At 48.8% G+C, this 18,971-nt stretch carries 19 protein-coding genes; all 19 read right to left on the bottom strand.

Going from position 1 to position 18,971, the window contains the following annotated elements; genetic code table 11:
- Positions 1–3: 3 nt before the first annotated feature.
- Positions 4–273 (bottom strand): flagellar biosynthesis protein FliQ, encoded by a 270-nt coding sequence (gene fliQ / locus NFHSH190041_RS06500; protein ID WP_261924451.1) that lies wholly within the window; start codon positions 271–273, stop codon positions 4–6.
- Between the two features lie 8 nt (positions 274–281).
- Positions 282–1,028 (bottom strand): flagellar type III secretion system pore protein FliP, encoded by a 747-nt coding sequence (gene fliP, locus NFHSH190041_RS06495; protein WP_261924450.1) that lies wholly within the window; start codon positions 1,026–1,028, stop codon positions 282–284.
- Positions 1,025–1,387: a flagellar biosynthetic protein FliO gene (fliO, locus tag NFHSH190041_RS06490; protein ID WP_261924449.1), complete on the bottom strand. Its 363-nt coding sequence runs from the start codon at positions 1,385–1,387 to the stop codon at positions 1,025–1,027. The genes fliP and fliO overlap by 4 nt, the downstream gene beginning before the upstream one ends.
- A gap of 9 nt (positions 1,388–1,396) precedes the next feature.
- On the bottom strand, positions 1,397–1,780 hold the full coding sequence (fliN, locus tag NFHSH190041_RS06485; protein ID WP_261924448.1) for a flagellar motor switch protein FliN: 384 nt from the start codon (positions 1,778–1,780) through the stop codon (positions 1,397–1,399).
- 9 nt (positions 1,781–1,789) lie between these two features.
- Positions 1,790–2,821 (bottom strand): flagellar motor switch protein FliM, encoded by a 1,032-nt coding sequence (gene fliM / locus NFHSH190041_RS06480; RefSeq protein WP_261924447.1) that lies wholly within the window; start codon positions 2,819–2,821, stop codon positions 1,790–1,792.
- Positions 2,822–2,845: 24 nt separating this feature from the next.
- Positions 2,846–3,352, bottom strand: coding sequence for a flagellar basal body-associated protein FliL (gene fliL, locus NFHSH190041_RS06475; protein ID WP_261924446.1), 507 nt, complete (start codon positions 3,350–3,352; stop codon positions 2,846–2,848).
- A 129-nt stretch (positions 3,353–3,481) separates the two neighbouring features.
- Entirely contained in the window at positions 3,482–5,266 is a 1,785-nt protein-coding gene (locus NFHSH190041_RS06470) for a flagellar hook-length control protein FliK (RefSeq protein WP_261924445.1), read from the bottom strand.
- A gap of 662 nt (positions 5,267–5,928) precedes the next feature.
- The gene (gene fliJ / locus NFHSH190041_RS06465) at positions 5,929–6,363 is read right to left on the bottom strand and encodes a flagellar export protein FliJ (protein WP_261924444.1); all 435 of its coding nucleotides are present in this window, start codon (positions 6,361–6,363) and stop codon (positions 5,929–5,931) included.
- Positions 6,364–6,463: 100 nt separating this feature from the next.
- Complete coding sequence (gene fliI, locus NFHSH190041_RS06460; RefSeq protein ID WP_261925067.1) at positions 6,464–7,741, bottom strand: flagellar protein export ATPase FliI; 1,278 nt, start codon at positions 7,739–7,741, stop codon at positions 6,464–6,466.
- Positions 7,742–7,937: 196 nt separating this feature from the next.
- Positions 7,938–9,077, bottom strand: coding sequence for a flagellar assembly protein FliH (locus tag NFHSH190041_RS06455; protein ID WP_261924443.1), 1,140 nt, complete (start codon positions 9,075–9,077; stop codon positions 7,938–7,940).
- A complete protein-coding gene (gene fliG / locus NFHSH190041_RS06450; protein WP_261924442.1) occupies positions 9,061–10,107 on the bottom strand; it encodes a flagellar motor switch protein FliG in 1,047 nt (348 codons plus the stop codon). Before fliG ends, NFHSH190041_RS06455 begins: the two co-directional genes overlap by 17 nt.
- The gene (fliF, locus tag NFHSH190041_RS06445; protein WP_261925066.1) at positions 10,100–11,788 is read right to left on the bottom strand and encodes a flagellar basal-body MS-ring/collar protein FliF; all 1,689 of its coding nucleotides are present in this window, start codon (positions 11,786–11,788) and stop codon (positions 10,100–10,102) included. The genes fliG and fliF overlap by 8 nt, the downstream gene beginning before the upstream one ends.
- A 46-nt stretch (positions 11,789–11,834) precedes the next feature.
- Entirely contained in the window at positions 11,835–12,170 is a 336-nt protein-coding gene (gene fliE / locus NFHSH190041_RS06440; RefSeq protein WP_261924441.1) for a flagellar hook-basal body complex protein FliE, read from the bottom strand.
- Positions 12,171–12,483: 313 nt separating this feature from the next.
- Positions 12,484–13,830, bottom strand: a complete 1,347-nt coding sequence (locus tag NFHSH190041_RS06435) for a sigma-54-dependent transcriptional regulator (RefSeq protein WP_261925065.1) — start codon at positions 13,828–13,830, stop codon at positions 12,484–12,486.
- Positions 13,830–14,924 carry a sensor histidine kinase gene (locus NFHSH190041_RS06430; RefSeq protein WP_261925064.1) on the bottom strand — a complete coding sequence of 365 codons (1,095 nt, stop codon included), beginning with the start codon at positions 14,922–14,924 and terminating at the stop codon, positions 13,830–13,832. The genes NFHSH190041_RS06435 and NFHSH190041_RS06430 overlap by 1 nt, the downstream gene beginning before the upstream one ends.
- A gap of 80 nt (positions 14,925–15,004) precedes the next feature.
- A complete protein-coding gene (locus NFHSH190041_RS06425) occupies positions 15,005–16,438 on the bottom strand; it encodes a sigma-54 dependent transcriptional regulator (RefSeq protein ID WP_315972973.1) in 1,434 nt (477 codons plus the stop codon).
- Between the two features lie 283 nt (positions 16,439–16,721).
- Positions 16,722–17,132, bottom strand: coding sequence for a flagellar export chaperone FliS (gene fliS / locus NFHSH190041_RS06420; protein WP_261924440.1), 411 nt, complete (start codon positions 17,130–17,132; stop codon positions 16,722–16,724).
- A 7-nt stretch (positions 17,133–17,139) separates the two neighbouring features.
- The gene (locus NFHSH190041_RS06415; RefSeq protein ID WP_261924439.1) at positions 17,140–17,526 is read right to left on the bottom strand and encodes a flagella biosynthesis chaperone for FliD, FliT; all 387 of its coding nucleotides are present in this window, start codon (positions 17,524–17,526) and stop codon (positions 17,140–17,142) included.
- Positions 17,527–17,605: 79 nt separating this feature from the next.
- The gene (gene fliD / locus NFHSH190041_RS06410) at positions 17,606–18,967 is read right to left on the bottom strand and encodes a flagellar filament capping protein FliD (protein ID WP_261924438.1); all 1,362 of its coding nucleotides are present in this window, start codon (positions 18,965–18,967) and stop codon (positions 17,606–17,608) included.
- Between the last annotated feature and the right edge of the window lie 4 nt (positions 18,968–18,971).

The raw sequence follows: 18,971 nt of genomic DNA, 5'->3' as shown, positions 1-18,971 counted from the left end.
CGGTTATCCAATTATCTGGGGAATTTGCTGGATCATCAGCATAAAAAAATCCATCAACGTCTGTACCATCCAATGGCCCATAAACATCAAGGCAAACAGGGTAACCAATAGGCGGGGGAGAAAACTCAGGGTCTGTTCATTGATGGATGTCGCCGCTTGGAACACAGCGACTACTAACCCCACCAACAGACCGGGAACAATGATCACAGAAACAATCAGCACGATCACCGATAAGGCTTCACGGAAAATATCAACCAAGGCCTCCGGGGTCACCTCACCTCCTAAATGCCGAAACTATTGGCCAGCGTGCCCATCACCAGCGACCAGCCATCAACCAGTACAAACAGCATAATTTTAAATGGCAGCGACACTATCATCGGAGACAACATCATCATCCCCATGGCCATCAAAATACTGGCCACCACTAAATCAATCACCAAAAAAGGAATAAACAACATAAAGCCAATTTGGAATGCTGTTTTTAGCTCACTGGTCACGAATGCTGGCACCAGAACAGACATAGGTGTATCTGCTGGCTCGGCAATATCCTGATAACCCGCAATATCAATAAAAGTACTCAAATCAGTCAACCGAGTCTGCGCCAGCATAAAATCTTTCAGTGGTACTTTCCCTTGCTCATACCCCTGCTGCAGAGTCACTTGTTCATCCATATAGGGCTTTACTCCGGCAGCATAAATTCGTTCAAATACCGGCGCCATAATAAACAGGGTTAAAAATAAACTCAGACCGATTAAGACTTGGTTAGATGGGGTTTGCTGCAGGCCAATGGCCTGCCGCAAAATGGATAACACCACAATGATACGGGTAAAGGAGGTTAACATAATGACTGCGGCCGGTAGGAAACTCAGCGCAGTCATTAAAAGTAAGATCTGCAGTGTCACCGAATACTGTGTGCCACCTTCCGGTGTTTGGGTGACAGTAACGGCCGGTAAAATGCCAGCATCCGCCAGCGCCAATGGACTCCCACATAATAGGAGCCCAGTCAGCACACCGGCCAGCCACTTCATGGTTGTTGCTTCCTGACTTGCTTCAGACGATCAGCAAATGAAGCCGTCTCCACCGTCACAGGTTCAGCTAACTTATCAATCAAATTAACCTGATTAGGAGTAACACCCAGCAAATACTGTTGCTCTCCTACTTGAACCAGCACCAATTTTTCTTTTTGCCCCAATGATGCTACCGCCACTGTTTTCAACGTACCGTGACTAGCAGGCACCAGATTAAAGCGCCTCACCACATAGGCCAATACAAAAATCAGCAATAACACTAACACCAAGCCACCTGCCATACTGGCAACAGAGCCAAGATTTGACGGGGTGGCGGCAACAGCCTGGCTCGGTGCAAGTGACGACATTGCAATACTCATTACATTCTCTTATTTCAATTGTTTAATACGTTCTGTCTGACTGATGACATCCGTCAGTCTGATCCCAAATTTATCGTTTACCACCACGACCTCACCGTGGGCAATTAAGGTGCCATTAACCATTACATCTAAAGGCTCACCTGCAACTCTGTCTAACTCCACCACAGAGCCTTGGTTAAGCTGCAGCAGATTACGGATGGAAATAAAGCTACGCCCCACTTCCATGGAGATAGTAACCGGAATATCCAAAATTCCATCCAGTTTTGACTGCTCTTCATCAGAAAGTGCTGATGTTTCATCCTGCAGTTCATCCAACTCCACCGTTTTGGCTTCTTCCTCTGCCTGCTCGGCCATGGCCGCAGCCCAATCATCACCGACATCTTCTTCACTCATGCCATCATCCTATAGCTCGCTGATATCACGTGATTTCCCTTTACGAGTAATCAACTGTAATTCTGATTTCATAGTCTCTGGTCGGGGAATTTTTTCATAAACCTTCAGAGCCAAATTATCCCGCGACTTACCCAACTTACAGCGGAAACTGGGTAACTCTTCCACATCCATGGTGATATATTCAGGGATCTCCACGGGAATAATATCCCCGGGCTTGAGGCCCAAGACTTGCTGCAAAGACATTTGTTTTTCAACAAGTTTAGACTCAAATCCCACATCTATACCCATAATTTCTTCTTTCAGGGCTTTATACCAACGCACATCGGTATCCTGTTTATCGCTCTGCACCCCGGCATCCAGCAATTCACGGATAGGTTCAATCATGGAATAAGGCATAGTGATATGGAAATCGCCCCCGCCGCCGTCCACTTCAATATGAAAAGAACTGATCACGGCAACTTCTGTCGGGCTGACAATATTAGCCATAGCCGGATTCACCTCTGAATCCAAGTATTCAAACTCAGTATCCATCACTGGTGCCCAAGCATTTTTATAATCTTCGAAAATAATTTTCAGTAGCAGCTGCACAATCCGGCGTTCTGTCGGGGTAAACTCCCGCCCCTCAATTTTGGCGTGAAAACGCCCATCCCCACCGAAAAAATTATCCACCAAAATAAACACCAATCGAGCTTCCATGGTAATCAACGCTGTCCCTTTAAGTGGACTAAAACGCACCATATTCAAACTCGTCGGCACAAACAGCGTATGAATATACTCGCCAAACTTCATCATCTGTACGCCATTGATGGAGACCTCCGCCGCCCGGCGCATCATGTTGAACATACTGATGCGTAAATGGCGAGCAAAACGTTCATTAACCATTTCCAGAGTGGGCATCCGCCCACGTACAATTCTGTCCTGGGAGGAGAAATCAAAACTACGGGCATCAGAGCTAGCCGCCTCATCAACGGTTTCTTCTTCTACCTCATCAGCGCCATGCAATAGCGCATCAATTTCATCTTGGCTCAGTAAATCAGTCACATTGCTGCCTTAAATCAGACCGGATCACTGCATCACAAATCCGGTAAATAAAACTTTTTCCACGGTTTTCTGACCAAGTACCTGCTTTAACGTACTCTGCACATTCGCCAAGGCCTTAAGCCGCAAATCATCTTTACCTTCTTGGGTTTTCAACTTATTCACATCCGCGCCACTAAATGTCGTCAACAACGCATCCTCAATCAGCGGAATATGTTTTTGCGTCATCACTTGGGCATCACTGCCCCGAACCAAAAGCTGCACTTTTATTTCCACCAATCGGGTCCGTTGTGGCCCGGTCAGGTTAAATAAAAATGGTCTTGGTAGCGCCACATAAACCGCCTCTTCCAACTCATCCGGATTAATCGCTTCTTCCATCTCCCCTTCCGCCATCTCAGCTTCCGGGGGCGGATCACCGCCCATCATCAAAAATGCACCCGCGCCGCCCAATACCAACACCACAACCGCAGCAATAATGATGATAAGTTTGCCTTTACCTTTGGGCTTTTCCCCGCTGTCAGGCTCATCTGCCATATTTTTGCCCCTGCCACCATTAATCGGACATCTCAGCCATCACTCGGCTAACTTTCCAAGCCAAACCCAGCTAAGAAAGTCAGCGTTATCAAAAGCATCCAGATTGAGTATAGGTGATGAAAATTAACTTCAAGCGTAATAATCTATGCTACCATCATCACTGCGCTGAAATTCGGCCCCGGACTCCTGCGTAGCACCATCATCAGACGACTCCATTGCTTGGCCTCTATCTGCAGATGATGTATTCGTCCCAGAACCCTGCCCTTGTTCACCAGAATGCTGTGATGAGACACTACTACGCGCCAGATCCATCCCCTGTTCTTGCAACAGTTCCCGCAACCTGGGCACAGCCTGTTCCAATAGTTCCTTAGTATTATTTTGCGCCACATGGAACTGCACCTGAGTCTGCTCACCCTGAACTTGGATCCGGACCAACATCTGCCCTAACTCTGGAGGGTCAAGCTGAATCTCAGCTTGGGTCATATTCTGACTAACCATGGTGACCAGTTGTTGCTTCATCACAGGGGCAAACCGCTGTACCAATTCCTGAGCAGAAATTACTTCATTCCCTTGACGCACAGAGAGTTGTAATTGCGGCGTGTCAGCTTTCCCCATCTGATTAGCTGTCAGTAATGGCGACACTCCTATCGACTCTTTTACCCCGCTATCACTGCCTGCTGGGGCTATATCACTGATGGTGAATTTGGCATCCTGCAAGGTTAATGCAGCCTCAGACAACAGCACTTTTTCAGTTTTCACCCCATCAATCGCATTCAACTTAAACGCCATATCAAGGGAAGCGGACTCTGAGGTAAATTGCTCGGTTTTCAGCCCATCAACTGACGTTAATCGGCCATTTGTTAGCTCAGAGGCCAAAATATGAGGTTTTGCCCCTAATGTCGGAAACAAGCCTTTAGCTAATGGTGCATCTTCACCATCAAAAGTTGATAGCAATCCTGATTCATCAACGCCTGATAATTCACCCTGTCGAGCTCCCAAATGCAGAGCATTGGCATTATCTTGTCCCTTTCCAGCCAACTGCCTGCCCGGTAATCCTGCGAGTAACTGCTGTAACTCTGCCGATGGTGGATTCAATTTATTCCCCTTCTCAGCAAGTCTCTCGTCAGTCTCAATCTCTCCTAAAACGATTTCCGTCTGCGCACTCAGCTTTTGGTCTAGTGGAGCTAATTCATCTGTATTAACAGACTGTTCGCCTTTAACCGGTAAAGCATCATACCAACGGCCATTACGCTGCACAGTGCCCGCTGGCAAAGCCTGCACCCCATCTATCTGGGCGACCTGATCACCGCCGTTAAGCTGCCCATTGCCCGGCAGTATGATGAGTTTTTCCATATTGGTATCGGTCAACAGCACATGATCCACCTGCAGCCCCCCCGCCACATTACGGCTATTTACGTCATTACTGTCAGTGGCATTGCCTTCCATACCACGCAACGCGTGGTAAGCTAACAAGGCTTCATCCACAGTGATGTTTTCGCCCGCCCCCAATTCGTTACCTGACTGGGCAGCTCGCTCTTGGCCCGCGAGTAATTGCGCTGATAACGCCTCATCACTGAGCATGACTCCTTGGGGCAAACGCTCTCCCTTATCCGGCCCATCGAGATAACGTGAATACTGGATCTGCTCCAAAACCGTTAAGTGCTCGTCATCGGCAGCCATATCATCGTCCTGTTGAGCAACGGAATGACTGTCCTCTCCTTGCGGCCCACGATGATGTTGCTCCCGCACCTTTTGCTGCGGCGTTGATGTCAGCATTTGCTCATCATGCTGCGCTGATAGGGTCTGGGCAAAATCATCCCCTTCAGCTGCATGCTGACCGGTTAGCATTCCGGCCTGAATATCCTGTGCTGGCTCCGGTTTAGCTCCGGATAGAAGCGGCCCCACTTGTTGCATTCGCGGCTCTCCCTGCGCTGATAATTTAATCAGAAAAATTGCTTTAATGACCTGCAATCAATGACTATTGCGATCTCTGGATGACATCCAATGCAGATGAAAAACGACTGTGTTATTGCCTATCACAACTTAGTGCTGATCGCCGGGAGCTAAAACACAGACCGAGCGCTAGCACACAGTCACTCTCCACCAATTAACATTTGCATTACCGCAAGATTGCAGCACTCCACGGCAATAACAGACAGCAATAACAGTGCCAAACATAAGAAAGCTGATTAACTGATGATTCAAGGAGGGTAGGAATAAAGCATTGAGCAACGCAGTATCCGCTGTAGGCTGTTCACTTATGCCGCTACGATAGGGGGGTACAGCAAACGTGCTAGTGAGCGCTAAAAATATGCAGTTTAAATAGACGCTCATCAAAAAGCAGACTTAGCGGCTCTTCATCTTCTGTATGTTACCGGACAAATACGGCAAGACTTTTCCCCTGCAGGCAGATATTGCCAGTTGTAATGACCGTCCGTATTTAAAGCCGCAATCCAATACTGCAGCTTGATTGATAAGTGGGAAGTTGACACATAGTTACCAGAACTGTTACCCCAGAAATTATGCGGACAGGGAAAAAACAAGGCATCAACGCATTAGCATGCTCAGTACCATTATCAACGGCGCAGATAACGCTGTCGCAGCGCCAGTTCATCCGCTAAGCGCTGCTCTTGACGCTGCACCTGTTGCGACCGTTTTAGCGCTTTTTGTTCAAGTAGCGTTTCGATTGCCTGACGTTTTTGTTGCTGGGCTAGCCAATGCTGCCGAGCCTGTTCAACCTGCTGCGCTGTCTGCTGTAATGCCTGACACTGGCGAGCGATTGCCTCGTCTAGTTGACGAATAAATTTATGCAGCTGATGGTAAAAGGTTGCACTTATCTGTTGCTGACTGCGTGCATCTAATTGCTTAAGGTAATCAAGCCGATATTGATTCAATGATGCCAGTTGCTGCTCCGCTTGCTGATGACGCAATCGCACCGCCTGCAATTGCAATGCGGCTTGTTGCTCAGCATCATTTATCAGATTGAGCACAGTGTTAAGGGGATCTTTCATTCTCGTACCCCATAGACAAAATCCTGTCTTATTCGATTGTCGATTTTCCACTCTATGTCGTGGTTACATAACGCTCTGTCGTTTTCTTTAGTAAGTTCGCCTAACTGGCACATTGTGCCGCCAGCTGCAGTAACATCTGCTGACTGAGTTCAAAAGAAACCGACTCCCCAAACTGCTGACATAAAAATGCCTCCATAGCCGGTTGTAATCTGATGGCATTATCTAACCGAGGATCACTGCCCTGGGCATAAGCACCAATGGCAATTAATTCACGATTCTGTTGATAGCGAGAATAGAGCTGCTTAACCTGTCGCATCGCCTCAAGATGACCAGCCGGTACCACCATAGGGGCAACCCGGCTTATTGAAGCCTCAATATCAATCGCTGGATAATGCCCGGCATCGGCCAAAGCGCGAGACAAGACAATATGACCATCTAAAATGGCCCGCGCAGCATCGGCAATAGGGTCCTGTAAATCATCCCCCTCTGTCAGCACTGTATAAAAAGCGGTAATGGCCCCCTGAGTATTACTGCCATTACCGGCACGCTCCACGAGTTTTGGAAGCCGGGCAAATACTGAGGGTGGGTAGCCTTTGGTTGCTGGCGGCTCCCCAACAGCTAACGCAATTTCCCGCTGTGCTTGAGCATAACGGGTCAAACTATCCATCAATAACAGCACGCTGTAACCACAGTCACGAAAGTATTCCGCAATCCGAGTAGCCGTTTCACAGGCGCGCAGCCGCATCAGAGGGGAGGTATCGGCAGGAGCCGCCACAACGACAGCGCGACTTCGCCCCTGCTCACCTAAGATTTCATCGATGAATTCTTTTACTTCCCGCCCCCGTTCACCCACGAGCCCCACCACAACAATGTCAGCCTGGGTTCCCCGAGTCATCATGCCTAGCAGCACACTTTTACCCACCCCGGAGCCGGCAAACAGCCCCATACGCTGACCCTGACCAACCGTCAGCATGGTATTGATTGCCCGCACCCCGACATCCAGCGGTTGGCAAATTGCCCGTCTGGCTAGCGGATTAATCGCCTCAACCTGACGCGCCACCGTTTCACGGGTCAATAAAGGGCCAAGACCATCCAATGGTTGACCATTGCCATCCAACACCCGCCCAAGCAACGCATCACCAACTGCAAGCCCATTTCGTTCACCAAGCGGCGTTACTCTTGCACCGGGCTGTACGCCACGCAACTCCTCAACCGGCATCAGATATAACAGTTCATCATCAAAACCAACCACCTCAGCAATCAACTCGCCATGATCGGTTTCAATCGCGCACAAAGTGCCTACCGCCGCGCGGCAACCACTGGCTTCCAGCGTTAACCCAACCACCCGCAGCAGTTGCCCACTGGCAACTGGCCGCATAGCTGCGCTATCTGGATATAATCGGTGTAACAGTTGTTTTAGCTGTTGCCGCCTCTGCTCGATATCCAGACATAATGTGCCATCTGACGACTGTGGTAATACTGATGCTGCTGTAGGTTGCTGCTCGCTATCTGCTGAATCTGAGATATCTGTCACCAGTGCCGCCGTAACAGCATCATGATTCGGGGCCTGATGCTCACTCATCGCCGCCCTCCGGCTTCGCTGAATTGTCATCTTCAGTAGACTCATCAGCCCCATGCCCCATGTCTTCTGCTTCTGCTTCTGCTTCTGCTTCTGCTTCTGCTTCTGCTTCTGCTTCTGCTTCTGCTTCTGCAGTCATTGACACATTTTCATCACTATCAGACATAGTGATATTGTCTTGTCGTTTATCAGTTGTTTCAGGTGCACTGCTGATATCGCCCACAACCGAATCATCAGAACCATGATTTTCAGCAGCGCTATCACCTGTTTCAGAGGCCGTGTCATCTTCCTCAGCTAATGGTGCCTGTTGGTTTAAAACGTCCGTTTTTGCCGTAACATCAGCAAGGGCCTGACTTAATCGCGTCTGCAGGGTGACATCAACGCAAGCGCGCTGAGCCCTGATTTCACAGCCACCACGGGTTAACTCAGGCGCTGGCTCAATATCCCACTGCAAGCGAGATAACTGCTCGGCAGAATATGCACCGCGCACTAATGCCGCGTCATCCGGATGTAATCGCAAATGAATGTCCCGCCGTTGCAATGGCAAAGCTGCGATACCTTGGCGCAATACAGCTAATATATGCTTAGGATGAGTGGTCAACTCATGACCAACCACAGCGCGAGTCAATGCTTGGGTCAGCTGTAGTAGCTCAACCTCGATTTCACTATCCAAAAGTGCCAACGGCTCAGCTAACTGCGCCGCTATTGCTGACAACGTCTGAGCAGCTGCCTGGCCTTGGGCAAACCCCGCGTCATAACCGGCCTGTTGTCCCTGCGCTTGACCAACATTAAAACCTTCTGACTGACCAGTTTCTTGCCCCTGAGCAAAGCCCGCTTGGTAGCCTTGTTCTTGCCCCTGGCTAAAACCTTCCTGCTCCGCGGCCTGACGGATCTGCTCAATCTCGGCTAAGGTCGGCGGCATCACCTGTCCGCCATCTCGATTTACGCTACAATCCTCTCCCCGGCGACCAAAAACATCACTGCTACTATGTGGCCTCTCAGCAGAAATATCCGGTAATTGCCAATGGCTGAAATCAGTAGTTTCACTTGACGTGTCAGTTGCCGCTATCGCTGTGTTGACATCATGTTCCACACCATTTTCACTATCAGAGGTTTGATCACAAGAACTTGTCACCGCCGCCTCCACCTAACATGATTTCGCCGGACTCAGACAGACGCCGGGCAACCGCCAGAATATCTTTTTGTGCCACCTCCACATCGCTGATCCGGATAGGCCCCATCGCCGCCAAATCGTCACGCAACATATCAGCCGCTCGTTTCGACATATTACTGAGGATCTTATCCTGCAGCGCATCATCAGCCCCTTTCAGAGCCTTCATCAATACTTCTTGCTGCACATCCCGCAGTAGCGCTTGAATGCCTCTGTCATCTACATCAATCAAATTATCAAATACAAACATCAAATCCTGGATTTGCTGCGCCATATCCTCATCAGCTTCACGCATATTTTCCATCAGCTGATTTTCCAATGCCGTATCAAGATAATTCATAATGCTGGCGGCCGACTGCATGCCGCCCATCTTAGCGGCCTGCGCGCCTCCCTGACCGGCAAACTGTTTCTCCATAATATCGTTCAGCTCCTGCAGCGCCGCCGGTTGTACCTCTTCCAGATTGGCAATCCGCATCAGCAAATCCAAGCGAGTGTTTTCCGGGAACTGAGAGAAAATCTCCGCGGCCTGATCTGGCTCTAAATATGACAGCACAATAGTTTGGATCTGAGGGTGTTCATTTTGAATAATGGTGGTAACCTGCCGGGCATCCATCCACTTCAATGACTCTAACCCTCTAGCTCCACCGCCCATCACAATCTGCTCGATTAAGTTTCCGGCTTTATCCTCACCCAGCGCCACCGTCAGCGCCTTGCGGACAAACTCCTCACTGTTAAACCCGATATTGGAATATTTTTGAATTTCATCCAGAAACAAACGATGAACAGCAATCAGCTTTTCCTGCCCAAAGTCCTTCATTCCGGCCATGGCCATCCCAACTTTCTGCACCTGCTTAGGCTCCAGATATTTCATTATGGATGCAGCATCAGACTCACTGAGACTCAGCAGCAAAATGGCCGTTTTTTCCACCCCGGATAGATCACTAACCTTAAATTTCTCTTTGGGGTTGCCCCCATCTTTATTTGCCTCAGCCATTTTCTGCCAGCCATCCTTTTACCACCTGAGTGGACAGTTCGGGTTCATTCGCCACCAAAGCTCTGATGGATTTGATCATGTCATCATCTTTATGCAAATCTGGAATTTGAATCGAGCCATCATCAGCGTAAGAGTATTCCGCCTCAGCCTGTTTCAGCATACCAAGCGTATCCGCAGCATATTGATCTTCTATCTCCGCCAACTCATTACCCAAAGCCGGCTCTGGCGGCAATTCGGCTGACTGAGGACTCATCAATCGACGCAACATAGGACGGATCACCGTCAGGATCAGGACCAAAATAACTAATGTGCCTATCGCTAATTTTACTGTGCGCCAAAACCAGGGTTGCTCCCATAATGGTGGCTCAGGGGCGGCTTCGATCAGTTGATCCATAAAAGGCACTGTTACCACCTCAATGGCATCCCCCCGCTCCGCACTAAAACCAATCGCCCCTTCCAGCAAACGGCGGATATTTGCCATCTCTTCTGCAGTACGTGGTACCCGGGTAATTTCACCATTTTCACCTTCTGGTCCAGGTTTAAAATCCACAGCAACAGACACACTAACCCGGCGTAATGTGCCAACCTGCTGTCGGGTATGACTAATAACCGTATCCAATTCATAATTGCGCGTGGCTTCTTTATGGCGCGAGCCACTGCTATTCGCAGCGGTTTCCTTTTCGTCGACCTGTTCAGGTATAGTGGACGCCATTGGCGGTTGATTGGTTAATGCACCGGGAATGCCCCCCGCTGAGCCGGTACTGGAGCTGTTTTCCACCGTCATCTCACTGCGCAGTGCTGGCAAATCTGGGTTATAACGTTTGGCCGTTTGCTCAACCGCAGTAAAATCCAGATTAACATCCACTTGGGAGGTAAAATTTTCTGGGCCCAGAATCGGGATCAAAATCGATTCAATCTTGGCGCGATATTCCGCTTCTTTTTGCTGAACGAGTTCCTGCTCTCGCCGAGCGCGGGCAGAGACCCCACTTTGGGAACCGGAATTTAACAGCCGACCATGGGCATCAGTCACCGTCACTCGACTGGGTTCCATACCATCAACAGCAGAAGCGACAATGTCGACCACAGCATCCACTTCCCCCTGCTCTAACCCGGCTCGACGGGTCGTCAACACCACGGTGGCACTGGGTTTAGAACGGTGACGGGAAAACACATTTTCTTTTGGTAGTGCTAAAATCACCTTGGCCCGGTTAACACTGTTCAGCTCGGCAATCGCCCGGGCAAGATTCATCTCCTGACTGGCTTTCAGCCGGGCCTGCTCCATCCGCTGGCTAACCCCAAACCCAGAATCTTTACTAAGGTAATCTTCCTGATTATCAGTTGCTTCGACTCCCTCACGGGATAGCAACATTTTCACATCCTGATATTTATCATCCGGCACCTTCACCACATCAAGATCCAGCTGATAATCAATACGGTGTTTATCCAGCACATCGAGCACCGACACCATCTGCTCGGTATTCATTTTCCCCAGTGGCCGATAATCCGGCTCCTGAGCCCAAAACATAATAAATACCGCCACCGCCAGACAGATTGCTAACGCCAGAACCATTGCGAGCTGGCGCAAAACATCCACACTGCCAAGCCCTGCCAAACCGGATTTATTTTCCTGGACAGTCCCACCCTCATCAGTGGTGACCACACCACTTTCGCCCACTACCATCTCTGTGCTCACCGTGCTACTCCGTTAACTCAGTTATGACAGCCAGTTATACCGGCATACTCATAATTTCTTTGTAGGCTTCCACCAGCTTATTGCGGACCTGCACTGTGGCTTCAAAAGCAACACTGGCTTTTTCCCGCGCAATCACGGTATCGGATAATGTCACGGTAGGATCCCCCAGCTCTAATGCAGTCGCCATTTGCGCGGAGTGAGACTGCAACTGGCTGACTTGGCCAACGGCTTGGGCTAACAGGGCACCGAAATCTTCACCACTGTGATTATTGATCTGCTGTATGGGATTCGCGGCAATACCGGCACTGGGAGCCACTTCTCCTTTCAACACCTGCATCTCTGCCAGCAATGGATTCGTTCCCAATTGCATTGCAACCTCCTGTAGTCAGAATCTTGACCTATAACAGGCCATTTAAGCTTAACAATGCAAAGAGTCTGCCACTCCCGGCCACCGACAGAGGAAATAGCAGATGAAGACGAATGAAGAGAGATAAACAGAAGGAATAAAAATAAGATTTATCACGTAATTAGTGACAGTACAGCGAACAGAGCAGAAACCGGGCTACTTGAGTTAACAGTAAAACAGCAGCCCTAAGCTGCTGTTTGGTTGAAGTAATATTCAGACCAGAGAAGAGAAGCTAATTAGCCCGAACCATCTCGCAGGATATACCCGCCAGCAAGCTTCAACCGGGAATAGCAATCCCCATATCCCGCATTTTAGCCATCTTATATCTCAGGGTTCGAGCGCTTATTCCCAGTTTTTCTGCCACCAGTTTACGGCTCCCCTGACACTGAGCCAGAGTTTCCAAAATAATCACATGCTCCTGAGCTTGTAACTCTCGTCCCAGCCCTTCAGGCTCATCCATTATCTGGCTTTGTTCTGGTTCATTAGGTATGCCCGCGGCAGTTGAGTCAAGGATAATATCATCAGCAGTAATGACCCCAGCTGTAGCTAAAATCATGGCGCGATGCATCACATTATCTAGCTCACGCACATTACCCGGCCACCTGTGACTCAGTAAACGGCGCCGGGCTGTATCATCAAGCTGTGGTACTGGTGTCACGCCGGAATGATGACCATGACGCTGCAGTAAAAACTCTGCCAGAGGTAAAATATCCTTAGGCCGCTGATGTAATGCAGGCCAAGCCAACGGAAACACATTGATACGGTAATAAAGATCCTCACGGAATTTACCCGCCTCCGCCATGGCTTTTAAGTCCCTGTTAGAGGTAGCCAAAACCCGCACATCCAATTTGATGGTTTTACGCCCACCCAGCCGCTCGACTTCACGCTCCTGCAGTACCCGCAATAATTTTGCCTGTAACGCTAAATCCATTTCCGAGATTTCATCTAGCAGCAGCGTCCCCCCCTGAGCTTGTTCAAATTTTCCCGGACAGGCTTGGTAAGCACCGGTAAATGCTCCTTTTTCATAACCAAACAAGGTTGCTTCGAGCATATTTTCCGGAATAGCAGCACAATTAATGGCTACAAACGGAGCCTGATTTCGACAACTGTGCTGATGGATAAAACGAGCCAGTACCTCTTTACCACTGCCACTGGGACCTGTGATCATCACAGAGGCGTCCGAGTTGGCAACCCGTTGAGCCAGCGTCAATAAAGCCTGACTTTTTTCATCAGCCACCACAGGCTGACAGGTATCCTGTACCGGCAACAGGTAACGGCTCACCTGATTCAGCAGCACTTCAGGAGCAAAGGGTTTGGCAAGATAATCCACCGCGCCGAGTTTAATGGCACTAACCGCTTTATGTACCGTGGCATAGGCGGTCATCAGCAATACTGGGATTTTGGGGTAATACTGTTGCATATGCTCCAGCAGCGCGATGCCACCAATACCCGGCATCTGCACATCACTTATCACCATATCAAATGCGGCATTTTTCAGCGCCACCACCGCATCTTCAGCGCAGCTGACCTGCATACATTCATACTGAGCCAATTGCAGCGTATCAAGCAGTGCTTCCCGTAGAGCATTATCGTCTTCTACTAATAAAATCCGTGCTTCAGCCATCATGCATCCTCCATCAAATCACTGTGTTGCACCTCAGAGGGCATATAGGCGCCCTGACACGGCAGTGCTACCGTAACAACACAACCAACATCAGCCTCACAGTTCAGTGTCAAACTGCCGCCATGCTGGTGCACCACAGACTGCACCACAGCTAACCCCAATCCAGTCCCTTGAGATTTCGTGGTAAAAAAAGGCTCGAGAACTTTTTGCTGTAATTGCGCTGACAGACCACTGCCATTATCCCGTACCGACAGTTGTAATTGATTTTCCGATTGCCGCCCCACCAACGCTATCTGATCAGCGCCGGCTTCCAGGCTATTTATCACCAGATTGCCCACCGCAGAGCTCAGTGCAGAGCTATTGCCCAGCAAATACCCCTGACTGGTATTATCTAGGGTTAATACGACGTTACGGCGATTAAGTATGGCTTCACAGTTTTCCTGCACCCGGGTACAAATATCCCCTAAGGTTAATGGCTCAGCCATCGCATCCTGACGACCTCTGGCCATCAATAGCATGTCATTGACCTGTTGCTCTAGGTCATTGAGTCGATCAATTAATTTGTGCTGAAATTTATCCCGGGCATGTTGAGATAACGCCGGACTGGCAAGGTTTGATGCGTACAATAGCGCGGCAGACAATGGGGTGCGCACCTGGTGTGCTAGAGATGCCACCATTTTTCCCAATGCTGACAAACGTTGCAGATGGGCCAGATTTTTCTGCAGTAACCGCGTCTCAGTCAGATCCGTTAACACAATCATCTGCCCTTGATTTGCCGTTAATGGGGTCATCGCCAATTTTACTCGACGCCCATTTTGCAGTGAGACCTCATGACCATCATCATCCTGAGGCGCAAAAGCACGGGTAATAATATCGCGCCAGCGCTGACCGGTTAAAGGCTCGCCAAGCAAGTCAAGGGCAACAGGATTAGCATGGGTCACCAAGCCAGTTTCATCGATAAGCACAATACCGGATGGCATCGCCTGAAGCAGGTCATCAACCTGGCAGCTAAGAGTCGCCGCCTGATTGGCGCGATGGGAAACCGAACCGGGGAGATAGCCCCCGGTCGGTGATTGCAGTGGTTCTGCCAACATCATCACCTCGTCAAAAAAATACCTGTAACTGAGTGATGCATTGACTGTGCCAATGACTAGTTAAGCTAGCTATGACAGATTTATTCTTTACTCATCCCGTACTTACGCATTTTCTCCACTAGGGTTGTACGTCGGATCCCCAACATTTCTGCCGCCCTAGCCACCACATTATCTTGCTGCTCTAGGGCTTGACGGATCATGTCTATCTCCATTTCCGCCAGCAAATCTTTCAGGTTCAATCCTTCCGGAGGCAATTCATTGGGGTAGCGCCCCTCAGGTAACTCTACCGGATTTTCATCACTGAATACGGCCGCCAGCGCATCTCGTTCCTGTTGCGCTTCACTGATCTCCACCTGATATTCCGGTACATCAATATGTCGGTATTTCATCGGCAGATCGTTCACATCGACCAAGCCACCCGGATAAAGAATACTGAGTCGCTCTATCAGGTTAGACAGTTCACGAACATTGCCAGTCCAACGGTGCTCTTTAAGAGAATCAATCGCACGCTGGGTAAACCGCACTTTGCCACGCCCTTCGTTATAGACTCGGCTGACCAACTCTTGCAGCAGCAAAGGAATATCTTCACTACGTTCACATAATGACGGCATTTCAATGGGAAACACATTCAAACGGTAATACAGATCTTCCCGGAACAGGTTTTGCGCAATCATCTGCTCCAAATCCCGATGCGTCGCAGCGACAACGCGGACATCTGCCTGCAAGGTTTTGGTGCCGCCCACCCGCTCGAAGACCCGCTCCTGCAACACTCGCAGTAATTTCACCTGCATCTGCAATGGCATATCGCCAATTTCATCCAGAAATAAAGTGCCACCCTCAGCCAATTCAAAACGGCCTTTACGAGCACTAATGGCTCCTGTAAATGAACCTTTTTCATGACCAAACAGCTCACTTTCCAGTAACTCAGGGGGGATCGCGCCACAGTTAACTGGAATAAAGGGGCCTTCCCGGCGTGAAGAAAGATAATGAATATTGCGAGCGACGACCTCTTTGCCGGTACCAGACTGCCCAAGCACTAAGACGGTAGCATCTGAGCTAGCAACCTGGCTGATTAAATGGCGAACATTGGCAATACCTTGACTGCGGCCAACCAAACTGCGAAATAACTTAGTCTGGTTACCACTCGTTGGGATATCTGCTCGTTTGGCCTGACCAAACACCTGACAAAAATGAAGTAATTCGGTTAATTGCGGATAATTAAATGGCTCATCAATACGACCAATAATATTGGCCGCGAGTACGGAGTGAGGCTCCCCTAAAATTAAAAAGGGTTGCCAAGGATATTGAGCCGCCAGTGATTTGGCCTGCTCCATCTCAATAAACGCCAAAGAGAGTACCACTGCCCGAAATCGGGTATGGGCAAGATGTGAAGTTAGGGTCTCAGGTGGGATAATCTCAAAATCCTCACCCAAAAACTCAAAAATACATGACAAGCGAGTAATACGCTCTGACGCCTTGGAGACAAGTAAAATTCGTTGTTCTGTGTGCATCATTCAGTAGGCCGTGAAGCGTTGTTATCGGGTAAAAAAGCATTGATTGTCATCTTTATTTACTCTGTCACCCCAGACAGTCAGGTTATGCATCCTGTTCTGGTTTTTTACCAGTGGGCATATTGAATTATCAAGGCCCCGGAAGCAAGTGTCAGAGCATTTTTATGCAATCCTAACTAAGGATAGTTGAATTTAACCAAGCTATTGTACATTCCGTGTCAATTACCCGTCAGATGTCAAAAAGGCGCAACAACTGCGCCTTTTAAATCCTTGCGCCTAAGATGCATCAAACTGCCTCATTTTGGGTAGTTAAATAATGTTTATCGGCAGGAATGGCATCCCATCCTTCTTTTAAGGTTCGTAAAATATCCATCACATCATCAATGGCACGTGCATCATTATTCATATTCGCCTCTGAAATACGACGCAGCAAAAAATCATATAGTGCATTGAGATTTATAGCGATTTCCCCGCCATCTTCCATGTTTAAACTATTATTCAAACCGTTGATTATGCCGATAGCCTTGCCGATAAAAATGCCCTTGTTAACAACATCGCCCTGCTCAATGGCATAGCGGCTTTGTGCCAATCGTTCTAATGCACCGGAAAACATCAACTGGATAATCCGATGGGGGGAAGCAATTGCAATTTCACTGTCCAGTGATACTTTGCGGTATGAACGCAGTGATCCTCTCATATTGTACCTACCTGTTAGCATCTATGGTTTTATAAATGGAGACTTGTTGTTTATGCCTGTGACCGAGATGGAGTAATGCCTGACGGTGTGCCAGTAATGGTTGACACTGATACGTTAATGCCTGGGTTTCATCCAATAATGCGCGAATAAGCTCAGCATTTTGTCCGGCGCAATCATCTGCCAGAATGGAATCAATAAACATTTGCCGCTGTACAATCAGCTCAGCAATCTCCTCAACTAAACCATCAGCACAAGGATCTTCTGCCGGTAAATCGGCTAATCGATTAACAAGCTCGAGCAATTTATCTGCCTGAGCAAAACCGCCTTCAATCTTAATTTCAACGTGCTGAGTCTCTCCTAACATAGTCTCAGTAAGCTCAGTCATCGCAGACATATTGATGGCCTCCACACAAAGATAAATCGGAATAATCCTTTAAAAATATGCCAAACTGTTGCCTGCCAATACCGATAACTCACCGGCCCAATACGCCAGGCAAAGAATTGAGCCGCTCAGCAAGGCCGGTACTTTGTTGATTTAGGCTCGCCACCACCAAGTCCATCGCATTGAATTGTTTAAGCAATCTTGCTTCTAACTGCTCCATTTTGCGTGAAAAAACTAACTTTTGATCATCCAACCGTCGCTGCTCTCCGCTTAAAATAGAATCGCGGCTATCTAATACACCACCGGTTTTAACATACTCTTCAGCCAACGCATCCAGTCGATTGCCCAGTCCCGTCACAGGAGTAGAAAATAGCTGCTCTACCCCAGTCATATTATCTGCCAGCGCCGTATCTAAGGTGCTGTTATTGACCGTCATAGTGCCAAAGCGATCAACGCTGATGCCAATATCAAACAAGCCGATACTGCCGCCACCAGCTTGATCAACCCGATCGCTGACCATATTGCGCACTTGAGATGCTAATGACCTTACCATGGCATCTCCCTGCAATGGCCGGTCACTGTCAGGTTTATAACCTGATAACGTTTCTACCGAGGTCATCAGCTTGTTATAGGCATCAACAAACTCGGTAAGATTGTTTTTAACCGTCTCAGTATCCCGGCTAATCTTCAGCATCCCGGTCTGATTACTACCCGCTTGTGTTAAATCCAATGTCACCCCGGTAATCGCACCAGAGACCCGATTGCTCTGAGACGTCACCTGCTGATTATCGATAGACACAATGGCATTGGCCGGTGCAGTTAACTGGGTTAACGCCCCCCCATTGAACATATTGCCAAGTCCGGCACCTGTCGTATCTGTCGCGGTCACACTAATCTGGTTATCCACCCCAGTATTATCCGCACTGAATACCAAACGGCTGCCGGCATCACTAGTAATCACAGTAGCTGTAACGCCACTATTATCAGGTGCCTCATTAATTTTGGCTGCAATATCAACGAGATTATCAGTGCCAGCCACTGCGACATTAAAGCTGCTTCCTGTCACGGTAAATGCCAGTGTCCCTTCCCCTACCGCCAGCGTCTGATCCGCAACAGCACTGCCGGCCACTTTATGAGCTTGGGCCAACTGTGTCACTTGGATATTGTAGGTACCCGACTGCGCTTTTTTATCTGCCGTAGCGGTGAAATACTGACTATCCCCCGTTTCCACTTTACGGGATTCCAATCCAGTACCATCAGCCAGCTTAGCCAGTGCAGTCTGAAAAGCTGATAGGTCACTTTTTAACGAGCCAATGGCAGAGACTTTGGCCTTAATACTGTCTTCGGCCTTATTAAACGCCGCCTCTTTAGGCAGTTTTTCAGCATCCACCAACACATTCACAATGTTGGTAATATCAAGACCGGAGCCAATGCCTGTTGCCGTTAGTGCCATATCA

The organism is Shewanella sp. NFH-SH190041, from assembly GCF_024363255.1.
GTDB lineage: Bacteria > Pseudomonadota > Gammaproteobacteria > Enterobacterales > Shewanellaceae > Shewanella.
This window is presented reverse-complemented; position numbering and strand designations above follow the sequence as displayed.